10 protein-coding genes are annotated in these 10,738 nt (G+C 57.6%); 4 read left to right on the top strand and 6 right to left on the bottom strand.

The features are described from left to right. The 4 genes from VAE48_RS06150 to VAE48_RS06135 all read right to left on the bottom strand — a co-directional run. On the bottom strand, positions 1-1,519 hold a 1,519-nt coding region (locus tag VAE48_RS06150), incomplete at its 3' end, for an FAD-dependent oxidoreductase (protein WP_322792440.1). Between the two features lie 23 nt (positions 1,520-1,542). Continuing rightward, positions 1,543-1,941: a hypothetical protein gene (locus tag VAE48_RS06145; RefSeq protein WP_322792439.1), complete on the bottom strand. Its 399-nt coding sequence runs from the start codon at positions 1,939-1,941 to the stop codon at positions 1,543-1,545. A gap of 9 nt (positions 1,942-1,950) precedes the next feature. Next, positions 1,951-2,376, bottom strand: a complete 426-nt coding sequence (locus VAE48_RS06140; protein WP_322792438.1) for a hypothetical protein — start codon at positions 2,374-2,376, stop codon at positions 1,951-1,953. A 119-nt stretch (positions 2,377-2,495) separates the two neighbouring features. Continuing rightward, positions 2,496-3,302 (bottom strand): hypothetical protein, encoded by an 807-nt coding sequence (locus VAE48_RS06135; RefSeq protein WP_322792437.1) that lies wholly within the window; start codon positions 3,300-3,302, stop codon positions 2,496-2,498. 335 nt (positions 3,303-3,637) lie between these two features. On the opposite strand from VAE48_RS06135, the gene VAE48_RS06130 reads away from it, so the two are divergent. Then, positions 3,638-6,022, top strand: coding sequence for a methyl-accepting chemotaxis protein (locus VAE48_RS06130; RefSeq protein ID WP_322792436.1), 2,385 nt, complete (start codon positions 3,638-3,640; stop codon positions 6,020-6,022). A gap of 127 nt (positions 6,023-6,149) precedes the next feature. On the opposite strand, the gene VAE48_RS06125 is transcribed toward VAE48_RS06130, so the two are convergent. Then, entirely contained in the window at positions 6,150-6,731 is a 582-nt protein-coding gene (locus VAE48_RS06125; RefSeq protein ID WP_322792435.1) for a hypothetical protein, read from the bottom strand. 214 nt (positions 6,732-6,945) lie between these two features. Between VAE48_RS06125 and VAE48_RS06120 the strand changes: the two genes are divergently transcribed. The 3 genes from VAE48_RS06120 to VAE48_RS06110 all read left to right on the top strand — a co-directional run bounded on the left by VAE48_RS06120 (position 6,946) and on the right by VAE48_RS06110 (position 9,726). Further along, positions 6,946-7,893 (top strand): ABC transporter substrate-binding protein, encoded by a 948-nt coding sequence (locus VAE48_RS06120; protein WP_322792434.1) that lies wholly within the window; start codon positions 6,946-6,948, stop codon positions 7,891-7,893. 280 nt (positions 7,894-8,173) lie between these two features. Then, the gene (locus VAE48_RS06115) at positions 8,174-8,971 is read left to right on the top strand and encodes an ABC transporter ATP-binding protein (protein WP_322792433.1); all 798 of its coding nucleotides are present in this window, start codon (positions 8,174-8,176) and stop codon (positions 8,969-8,971) included. Beyond that, a complete protein-coding gene (locus VAE48_RS06110; RefSeq protein WP_322792432.1) occupies positions 8,968-9,726 on the top strand; it encodes an ABC transporter permease in 759 nt (252 codons plus the stop codon). Before VAE48_RS06115 ends, VAE48_RS06110 begins: the two co-directional genes overlap by 4 nt. On the opposite strand, the gene VAE48_RS06105 is transcribed toward VAE48_RS06110, so the two are convergent. Further along, positions 9,701-10,621 carry a 1,4-dihydroxy-2-naphthoate polyprenyltransferase gene (locus VAE48_RS06105; RefSeq protein WP_322792431.1) on the bottom strand — a complete coding sequence of 307 codons (921 nt, stop codon included), beginning with the start codon at positions 10,619-10,621 and terminating at the stop codon, positions 9,701-9,703. The genes VAE48_RS06110 and VAE48_RS06105 overlap by 26 nt on opposite strands. Positions 10,622-10,738: the final 117 nt, after the last annotated feature.

Here is a 10,738-nt window from a genome sequence, read left to right as displayed (position 1 = left end):
TGTAGCGCTCGCGCAGTTCGCGCACTTTTTCAACCGCCTGCTGCAAGCCCTCTTCGGTGCGGAACACACCCACATCGTCCGACATGACTTTACGCAGCTCGCGCCCGATTTGGGCCGCCTTTTCCCGTCCGCTGCCGTTGAGCAGGTTGTCCAGCTGGCGGCGCACACCGCCGGCGGGATCGGCCGGCAGGCGCGGCAGGTCGGCACCGTTGGCATATTCGGCGGCTTTGATGCCGGCGTACTTGCCGAACACCACCAGATCCACCAGCGAATTGGTGCCCAGCCGGTTGGCGCCGTGTACCGAAACGCAGGCACACTCGCCGGCAGCGTACAAACCGGGCAGCACCGTCCCCTGACCGTCAATCACCACCTCACCAAACTTGTTGGTGGGAATGCCTCCCATTGCGTAATGAGCGGTGGGCTGAATGGGCATCGGGTCTTTGACCGGATCCACCCCCAGGTAGGTGCGGCAAAAATCGGTAATATCCGGAATTTTGGAGAGAATTTCCTCCGCCGTAACGCGGTAGGGCGTGCCGTCCGGGCGGGTACGCCCGTCCAGTTCGGCATATTTATTGACCGTTTCCGGGCGCACATCCAGATAGACGTAGTCCTTCCCGTCAACGCCGCGCCCTTCCTTAATTTCAAGATAAATTGCGCGGCTGATCACATCCCGCGAGGCCAGGTCTTTGATGGTGGGTGCGTAGCGTTCCATGAAGCGTTCGCCCTTGCCGTTGAAGAGGATACCGCCCTCGCCGCGCACCGCTTCGGTGATGAGAATGCCCAATTTGTAAATGCCGGTGGGGTGAAACTGGAAGAACTCCATATCCTCAGCCGGGATGCCGTTGCGCAGGGTGATGGCCACACCGTCACCGGTGTAGGCGTAGGCGTTCGAGGTGATCTCCCACATGCGCCCGTGCCCGCCGGTGGCCAGCACAACCGCCTTGCTGTGAAAAACGTGCAGTTCGCCGGTAGCCAGTTCCACCGCCACCACCCCGGCGGCTTTGCCGTCCGAGAGGATCAAATCCAGCACCTGAAATTCATCGTAAAAGGTGATGCCGTTTTTGATGCACTGCTGGTAGAGCGTTTGCAGAATCATGTGGCCGGTGCGGTCGGCCGCATAACACGAGCGGCGCACCGGTTTTTTGGTCAGGTTGTTGGTGTGACCGCCAAAAGGACGCTGTGCGATGCGCCCGTCCGGCATGCGCGAGAATGGCAGCCCAAAATGTTCCAGATCATAGACGGCCTGCACCGCCTCACGGCACATGAACTCGATGGCGTCCTGATCGCCGAGGTAATCACTGCCTTTGACGGTATCGAAGGCGTGCCACTCCCAGTGATCCTCTTCCAGATTGCCCAGCGCCGCACCAATACCGCCCTGCGCCGCACCGGTGTGTGAGCGGGTGGGGTACAGTTTACTGAGTACCGCCGTCTTTGCCCCGCGCGAGGCGTTCAGCGCCGCCATCAAGCCCGCTCCGCCGCCGCCGACAATGATCACATCAAACACATGCGTTTGGGTCATATTTTTACTCCCTCATCCAACCGCTATTCCAGCGGAAATTGTTGATTGACGCCGCCAATCAGCGCAATGGCGCCGATCAGGAAAACGACCAGCCAGAAGATGAACAGGCCCCAGTTGAGTATTTTGCGCCCCCGCTCGCCGTGAATAAAATCGTTCAGCACCTGGCGCAGCCCGTTGACTCCGTGCGCGAAGGCGAATCCCAGCAGCAGGGCATCGAACACCCGCCAGAAAATGCTTGCCCAGCGTTCGGCCACGTAGCCCAAATCCATGGCATGCACACCTACCACCACATCCTGCAAAATGGCGTGAATCCACACCAGCGGGATGAGCGCAAAAGCCGAATAACGCATCCACTTCCACGCAATCATTTCGTAATTGGGTTTGACTTTAACCCGCCGCACGGTTTCTGTTGTCGCAGCCATGTTTACCTCCTACCCGCCAAACAGGGCAATTCCGTAGTTGTGAAAGAGAATGTTGCGCACCATCCAGAACGCCGCCGGCAACCACAGGATAATGGAGATGATCAGGGTGGTGCGGGTGGATTTGCGCTGCATCTCAATGCTCCACATCCCCGGTTTGAACATATCGAAGTAGGCAATCCGCAGCCCGTTGACGCCGTGGAAAAACACACAAAAGATCAGCGCAATTTCGCCAATCCCAAACAGGGTGGTCTGGTAAAGCGCCAGCGCTTCCAGGAACAAGGCCGGCCGAAAATACACAAAGGCAATATCAATGATGTGAATGGTGAGAAACAGCACCACCCCCAGGCCGGTGATGCGGTGTAAGAGGAAGCTCCAGTGACCCTCCCGTCCGCGGTAGCCGGCGTAACCGGTCAGGGTCGTCTTCAAAGTGGACATATTCACCTCCGTCTAAGGTATGGGACGGTTAAATTGTAGCATATTCAAAAATCGAAGTGTAGTAATCGGGTAGAAAAATTCCACTCCGATAGGGTGATTTTTAATTAACCTCTGCCCGCTTAACGCCGAATCATCGGCAAAAATACCTCAAAAATTGGGGTACAGGTCTGATGCAGGTGGAAATCGGGATCTTTCTGGCTGAGGAATTGGTGTAAAGGGTTGCCGGGCACGGGGTAGCCATCCGGTACACAAAAACGGTTTTCGTTCAAGTCCAACCCATCTAGATTCCCGGGCTGGAGCGAGCCGGGGTTGAACAGTGCCGTCAGGTTGGTCAGACCGGCAGGCGGAAAACCCAGCAGGTGATTATCATTCAGCCACAATACATTCAAAGCAGTCAGATTGCCAATCGCCGCCGGTATTACGCCGCTGAACTGATTATGGTCAAGGTAGAGGTACTGCAACGAAGTCAGGGTAAATAATTCTGGTGGTAATCCACCGCTAAAATCGTTACTGCTCAAATCAAGGATGGTCAGCTGGTTCAGACCGCCAATGGCGGACGGCAGGCTGCCGCTCAACTGGTTGCGGCTGAGGACGATTTCGGTCAAACCGCTGAGGGTGCCAATTTCGGGCGGGAGGCTGCCCTGCAGGTTATTGTTGGCAAGAGTGAGACGGGCAACCCGGTTATCCACAACCTGCACACCGTACCAGCTGGCTGCCTCAGTGTCGGTCAGCCAGCCGATGTTGACGTTCCAGCCGTCGCCACCGGTGGAGATGTAAAAGGCTGCCAGTGCCTCACACTCTGCCCGGGGAATGTCGGTGACGGTCTGGCAGAAGTCGGTTTGCAGGGCGGGGCGGGCAATGACCGTACCGTTCAGGGCAAACAGAAGAATAAAAAGGAAGGCGGAAATCCGATAAAAACGTTTCATAGCATCTGTTTTCGACGCGATTCAAAATATTTACTTTGTTTACTAATATTATAACGATAGTGTGCCAACCGGCAAGCAGGCAGAGGATAAGGCGCGCGGCTCTCTCCAAACACCTGAACAGGTCTTTATTTTTCCTTCCCGCCTGCCTGCCTTCGTCTATCCCCCTGTCTGAGGCGGCCCCCTGCATTTGGACAGCCGCTTTTACGCCTAATTTAGACCGCTTTTACAGCCCATTTATGGACGCTGCTGATGGACCGTGTTAATTTGATACCGGCTTAATCGGCTTTTTAGAGAATTCTCTCTTTACCATTCAAACCCTTTACAGTGGAGTGACCATGTTCAACTTTTTCAATCGTTCCATCCGCAACCAGTTATTGACCCTGCTGGCTGGAGTGGTGCTGGTGCTGCTGATTGCCGGGGTCGTCAGCGTACTGGTCAGCGCCAACGCCGTGCGCGCCGAGGTCGAGCGCGGGCTGATGGACTACACCCTCGCCAAAGCCAACCAGATGGACGGCTTTCTGGCCGCCATTGCCCGCGTGCCGGTTCAACTGGCCGCCAGCATCGAAGCCGACCCGCGACCCGATCTGGACCTTCTCAACCAGCGCATGGCCGCCATCCTCAAAAGCAACCCGGACATTTACGGTACCTGGGCGGGTTTTGAACCCTACACCTACCAGCCCGATCAGCAGCTGCTGGCAATATATCACTGGTACGACAACGGCAAGCCCAATTTCGTCGTGACCACCGATCAGGACTATCTGGACGCTGTCTGGTATGCGCCCGGCAAGACCAGCCCCAAACCCTTCTGGACGCCGCCTTATTTCGACGAGGGTTTGGGAAATGTCCTGATGACCACCATCTCGGTCCCCTTTCACCGGGATGGCAAGTTCTGGGGGATTGCCACCGCCGACATCTCCACCGAGGCTCTCAATCAAGTGCTGCAAGGGATTGCCGCCAGCGAAGAATACAACCGCCAGGCCCACGCCATTTTGTTCGATGAGGAAGGCAACATACTCGGCATAGATGATTACCGGCTGGCAGCTGATTCGGTCGAAGGCTTGCTGGAAGTCAACGCCGCCTCCCTGTTCGGCGGGGCACTGCAGCCCATTCTGGAACAATCTGCAGCCACATCTTACGGCTATCGGTTGATCAAAGACCCGTTTGGCAACGCCGGGCAGGTGTATGCCGCCTTTGCTCAACTTCCCGCCAGCGGCTGGACGCTGATCACCTTTGTGCCGCAGGCGCTGGTGCAGCAGCGCGTTTCAGCGCTGATGATCACGCTGGCGGTGGTCATCCTGCTGGCAGCCCTGCTGCTGGCCGGGGTACTGCTGCAGTATTCCCGCAGCCTGACCCAACCGCTGCAGGCTGTTACCCAATCCTTGCAGCACATGGCGCGCGGCGAACTGGAAGATGACCTGCGCCTTGACCAGCGCATCCTCAACCGCGCCGATGAAATTGGCCTTGTAGCCCGCGAAACCCATCAGGCAGCCGAGTTTCTGCGCGAAATGATCGAGGTCGCCGGGCAAATTGCCGGCGGCAACCTGCAGGTGCAGGTACAACCGCGCAGTGAAAAAGACCGGCTGGGACACGCCTTTGTGCAAATGACCGCTAATCTGCGCGGGCTGGTGGCAGAGATTGTCGAAAACGCGCAAAGTCTGCTCTCGGCTTCCAGCCAGCTGACCCTGGCCGCCGAGCAGGCCGGGCACGCTGCCAGCCAGATTGCCACCACCATGCAGCAGGTGACCAGTGGAATCTCTCAACAAGCCGAGTCGGTCGGGTTGACAACGGCCACCTTCCAGCAAATGGCAAACGCCATTCAGGATGTTTCGCAGGGTTCCAAAGAACAAGCCACCGCAGCCGAACAGGCCGCCGTCATCACCGCCGAAATCAGCGCCGCCCTGCGCCGGGTGGCGGATAACTCGCTGTCCGGCAGTGAAGAAGCCGCAAAGGCGGCCGAATACGCCCAAAGCGGCGCCAAAAAGGTCAACGCTACGTTGAAAGGAATGGAGGTCATCCGCAATCAGGTAGCGCTTTCCGCCGATAAAGTGGAGCAGATGGGCGAGCAGTCCGAAAAGATTACCCTCATCGTTGAAACCATCGAAGAAATTGCCGCCCAAACCAATCTGCTGGCGCTCAACGCCGCCATCGAAGCCGCGCGCGCCGGCGAACACGGCAAAGGGTTTGCAGTGGTCGCCGACGAAGTCCGCAAACTGGCCGAGCGGGCAGCCGCCTCCACCCGCGAAATCAGTACGCTGATTAACAACATCCAAAACACCGTTCACGAAGCCGTCACCGCCATGCAGGTCAGCGCTCAACAGGTGGAAGAAGGTGTGCGTCAGGCAGACGAGGCCGGCAGCGCGCTAGAAAGCATCCTGAAATCGGCGCAGGTGGTGCTGGATCAGTCGCAACAGACTTCCAAAGCAGTGCAGCAGATCAACCAATCCGCCAGTGCCCTGGTCAGCGCAATGGATGCCGTCTCACGGATTGTGACCCAGAACACGGCTGCCGCCCAACAAATGGCAATCGGCTCCAACGAGGTTAACATCGCCATTGAAACGATTGCCTCGGTCAGCGAGGAAAACAGCGCCGCAGTTGAGGAAGTTTCCGCCTCGGTGGAAGAGATGAGCGCGCAGGTGGAAGAAGTGGCTGCGGCTGCCAACTCGCTGCAAGAGATGGCAAACACCTTCAACATGCTGGTGGCACGCTTCCGGCTGCGCTGACCAATTCACAGCGCCAACCTGATCCACCTGGATATTTCCTCACCAACACAGCCTCTCCCCTTGGGGGAGAGGCTGCTCTTGCCTGGATGACAATCGGTCAAGAAAAAAGATGGGGTTGTAGGGCGAATCAGGCGCCCAGCAGGCGAGTATGGCTTCCTTCCGGCACTGCTGCGCTCGTTTCCCCTCTGGCGGTTTGGGGTTGCCATGGCAGCCCGCCGTTGACTTCCCATACAGTGACTTCGGCATCCACCACCGCCTGACCCAAGGCGCGCGCAACTGAAATGCGGTGATGCCCGTCTTCGACGAAATAATGGTCACCGACCTGAATCAGTTTGACGGCATCCAGCGGCTGCCCCTGAAAACGCAGCATGGCAATCGCCACCCAGCGGTCGCGGCTGCGTTCATCCAACGGGTGAAATTGATCGTCGAAATCCTCACTACGGCCGAGCGTGCCGTGAATTTGATCAATCAGCACCGCCCGAATACCGCCATAGTGTCGGTTGCTGACCCGGCTGGCCGGCAGACGATTGAGATCAATCAGGCGGCCCAGGCGACGGCGCAGGGCATTCTTCAGGCGGTAAAAAGCCGCCGAAAAACGGGCATGTTCAAAAAGCTTCAGCGCTTGCTTGAAACTATCCACATGATGGGGATTGCCCCGTCCGTGATACCCTGAAAAGGAGTCCTGAAATGGATTTTGAAAATCAAGCATGATTTCACTTCGTCTTTCTGCTGAAAGCAATACGCCCGATCCATAACAACCTTGTTGAATATACTGCGGCCTTGGGTTGACCTCATCCTGCTGAAGGAGGTGCAAACCTTAGCCATTTGACCAGTTAATGTTTCGGAGCGGAGTATAATTCCTTCGCAGTGGAACTTCAGGTTCTGCTGAAATCTCTACCCTGTCGCCTGAGAGGATTAACTGGATGAAACATAAAGTTGCGCTACTGGTTCTCCTTTTTAGCCTGCTGGTTTCGGCTTGCAGCCCGGCCCAGCCGACCGAAGTGGTCACCCTCAAAGTGGCGGTGCTGCCTATTCTGGATGTTTTACCGATGGTGGTTGCCCAACAAGAGGGCTTGTTCACCAACAACGGCGTCAACGTTGAACTGATTCCGGTTGGCTCGGCTCCCGAACGCGATCAATTGATTTCAGCCGGTCAGGCCGACGGCATGGTCAACGAACTGGCTTCGGTCATGTTCCTTAATCAGGATCAGATTCAGGTTCAGGCAGTCCGCTTTGCCCGCACAGCCACAGCCGATCAAGCCCTGTTCCGTATTCTAGCCGCCAAAGACAGCGGCATTCAAAGCGCTGCCGATTTGAAAGGCGTTGCCGTGGGCGTCTCGCAGGCTACCGTCATCGAATATCTGACCGAGCGCCTGCTGCAGGCCGAAGGACTGAGCGGGGATGAAATCCAGACCGTTGCCGTTCCAAAAATCCCCGACCGGCTGGCGTTGCTCGCCAGCGGCGAGTTGAAAGCCGCCATGCTGCCGGAGCCGTTTTCCACCCTTGCCGCGCAGCAAGGCGCAACGGTTGTGCTGGATGATACCCTGCGCCCGGAATACTCCTTCAGCCTGATCACCTTCCGCAAGGCAGTCATTGACCAGCAGCCGCAGGCAGTGCGCGCCTTTTTGGCTGCCATTGAAGAAGCCGTGACCCTCATCAACGCCGACCCGCAAAAGTACAGCGGTTTGATGGTGGAACAAAAGATGGTGCCTGCTCCACTGGCCGAAAGTTTCAAAGTACCCACCTACCCGCTCAAGGGGGTTCCCACTCAGGCCCAATTTGACGATACGCTGGCATGGGTCAAAGAAAAGGGTTACCTGAACAAAGACCTGGCCTATACCGATTGTGTCAATGGGAGCTTGTTGCCCTGAAAGGGTTACCCCAAAAGGGGTGGCTTGGAATGGTTTTCTCAAAGTTTCTGGAAAATCCTGAAAGGTTGTTTTTAAAAATATTTGGTATCCATCCAAAAACTGGATTGTGGCAAAACGAACCCCCTCCCACCTCCCCCAATATCGCTCACGCGATATTGGGGGAGGCGCAGGACGGGGCTGAGAATGTTCAAAGGGATTTGAAAATGGACTTCTCCAAACCGACATCTGTTGGCGCTGGCAGGTCGCAATATGACAGCCTTCGACTTTAAGAAAGCCATGGGTGGCTTGTCAACGCCTCTTTTTTTCACAAATTGTGATGATTGAAATCGACTCAATCACCTTTGGCTACCAGCCCGCGCTGCCGATCTTCGAAAATTTCTCATGGCAGGTACAGCGCGGCGAAGCCTGGGCGGTCATCGGGCCTTCCGGCTGCGGCAAAAGCACCCTGCTCTCGTTGATTGCCGGTCTGCTGCGCCCTCAGCAGGGCAGTATTCGGGTGGATGGACAGCCGCTCACCCGCCCGCGTCCGCAAACCGGCTTGATCATTCAGGATTACGGCTTGCTGCCCTGGGCAACCGTGCGCGAAAACGCCCGGCTGGGGTTGCGGGTGCGCAATTTTTACGGGCCGGATGGCGTCCATGCCCCGGCCGACTATCAGCGCACACTGGATGTAGAGCCATGGCTGGAACGGCTGGGATTGCTGCCCTTCGCCGGTCAGTATCCGGCGCAGCTTTCGGGTGGACAGCGCCAGCGTACCGCCATTGCCCGCACGCTGGCCCTCAACCCGGATGTTATGCTGATGGATGAACCGTTTTCTTCGCTGGATGCGCCCACCCGTGAGGGATTACAGCGCCTGACACTGGAATTATGGCAGGAAGGCGGCCTGACACTGATTCTGGTTACCCACGCCATTGAAGAAGCCGCCCTGCTGGGACAAAAAATCTTACTGCTCAATCAGCCGCCCAACCGCACGGCGCAGATCATCGAAAACCCCCTCAACCTGCAGCCCGGCTACCGTGAAACGGACGCCTACCGCGCCCTGTGCCGTCACCTGCGCGAGCGTTTGGAGGGAGTATGAAACGCCGCGATTTGCTGCTGGCCAGCGCTGGCTTGCTGCTGTTCTGGCAGGTGATTGCGAAGGTGGTCAACCAGCCGATCCTGCCGCCACCCGACCGCGTTTTGATCACCCTGTGGAACGAAACAATCACCGGTAACTTGAGCGGCCATTTCTTCGCCAGTCTGTCGCGGGTGGCTGCCAGCACGCTGCTGGCAATTTTCACTGCTGCGCCGGCCGGTCTGGCATTGGGGCAGTTCAAACGCCTGAACGCGTTTTTTTCGCCCATCATCTACATTCTCTACCCCGTCCCTAAGGTGGTTTTCGTGCCGGTAGTGCTGCTCTTTTTGGGCATCGGCGACCTTTCCAAAATTGTGGTGATTTATTTGATTTTATTCTTCCAGATTCTGGTCCTGGTGCGCGATCAAGCCGCCAATCTGCACCCGGAACTGATTCGCAGTGTGCGCAGTCTGGGAGCGGGCAGGCTGGCGCTCTTCCGCTTTGTGTTTCTCCCCGCCAGCATCCCCGGCATCCTGACCGCTCTGCGCCAGTCGGTCGGCACAGCGGTTGCCGTACTGTATATTGCCGAATTATTTGCCACCCAGCAAGGACTGGGGTATTACATCTACCTGAACGGCAACACCCTGTTCAATTATCCGGCCATGTATGCCGGGGTAATTGCCATGAGTATTTTAGGACTGGGGCTTTATTTCACGGTGGATGGATTGGAACGCCGGCTCTGCCCGTGGCAGGTTAAAAACCGCTCCACCAGCGGCTGAACAGCAGACCAGCCGCATACAAGGTCGCAAACAGCAATTCCAGCTGACCGGTTTTTGCCAGCAGGGGATTCAGCGCTCGCCCGCGCGTCCGGGCTACCTGCTTCATCAGGCGCACTGCCAGCGGCAGACTGAGCAGGCTGAGCAGCGCCGCAAGGGGCAGAACGCCCAGAATGACCCCCGTCAGCACCACCCCATAAGCCAGCCCAACCCACACGCCGTATTCCAGCACGGCGCCGCGCTCACCCAGTCGCACCGCCAGGGTATGCTTGCCGCTGGCGCGGTCGGTGGCAATATCGCGCAAGTTGTTGACCGTCAAAATCGCCATCGCCAGCAAACCAACCGGCAGAGATGACCACACGGCTGCCATGCTGAGCATGCCGGCCTGGACATAATACGTACCGCATACCGCCGCCAGACCGAAGAAGAGCAGTACGAATACCTCTCCCCAGCCATGATAAGCCAGCGGGTACGGCCCGCCGGTATAGGCCAGCGCCGAAAGGATTGCCACCACCCCCAACACCAATGCCGGCAGCCCCGCCACCCAGATCAGATAGATGCCGATCAGCGCGGCCGCGCCAAATACCACCACCATTCCGCCAATCACCTGGCGTGGGGTAAGCAGCCCGGCCTGAGTCACCCGCAGCGGCCCAACCCGTTCGCTGGTATCGGCCCCTTTTTTGAAATCGAAATAATCGTTGGAGATGTTGGCGCCAATTTGCAGCAACAACCCGACCAGAAAAGCCGCCAGCGCCGGCAGTGGACGAAAGACCCCCTCATAGGCAGCCACGGCACAGCCTACCAGCACCGGCGCAGCCGCCGCCGGCAGCGTACGCGGGCGGGCTGCCAGCAGCCAGACCTGCCAGAGAGAAAGTTTGGTGGGCGCGGCTGTGTTCATTGCAGCGGATTATATCAAAATCTGCAGAACGCCGGAATGAGGGGGCATGGCTTTCTCAAAGTCGAGAACTGTCAAACAGCAGCCGGCCGGCGCTGACCGATGTCTATTCGGAATAAT

The organism is Bellilinea sp. (assembly GCF_034432615.1).
Classification (GTDB): domain Bacteria; phylum Chloroflexota; class Anaerolineae; order Anaerolineales; family Anaerolineaceae; genus Bellilinea.
The sequence above is the reverse complement of the archived record's forward strand: the minus strand, read 5'-3'. Positions and strand labels throughout refer to the sequence as shown.

Coding starts and splice junctions, on each gene's coding strand:
- VAE48_RS06120 (WP_322792434.1), top strand. CDS start 6,946: ATGAAACATAAAGTTGCGCTACTGGTTCTCCTTTTTAGCCTGCTGGTT.
- VAE48_RS06135 (WP_322792437.1), bottom strand. CDS start 3,302: ATGAAACGTTTTTATCGGATTTCCGCCTTCCTTTTTATTCTTCTGTTT.
- VAE48_RS06140 (WP_322792438.1), bottom strand. CDS start 2,376: ATGTCCACTTTGAAGACGACCCTGACCGGTTACGCCGGCTACCGCGGA.
- VAE48_RS06125 (WP_322792435.1), bottom strand. CDS start 6,731: ATGCTTGATTTTCAAAATCCATTTCAGGACTCCTTTTCAGGGTATCAC.
- VAE48_RS06110 (WP_322792432.1), top strand. CDS start 8,968: ATGAAACGCCGCGATTTGCTGCTGGCCAGCGCTGGCTTGCTGCTGTTC.
- VAE48_RS06130 (WP_322792436.1), top strand. CDS start 3,638: ATGTTCAACTTTTTCAATCGTTCCATCCGCAACCAGTTATTGACCCTG.
- VAE48_RS06105 (WP_322792431.1), bottom strand. CDS start 10,621: ATGAACACAGCCGCGCCCACCAAACTTTCTCTCTGGCAGGTCTGGCTG.
- VAE48_RS06145 (WP_322792439.1), bottom strand. CDS start 1,941: ATGGCTGCGACAACAGAAACCGTGCGGCGGGTTAAAGTCAAACCCAAT.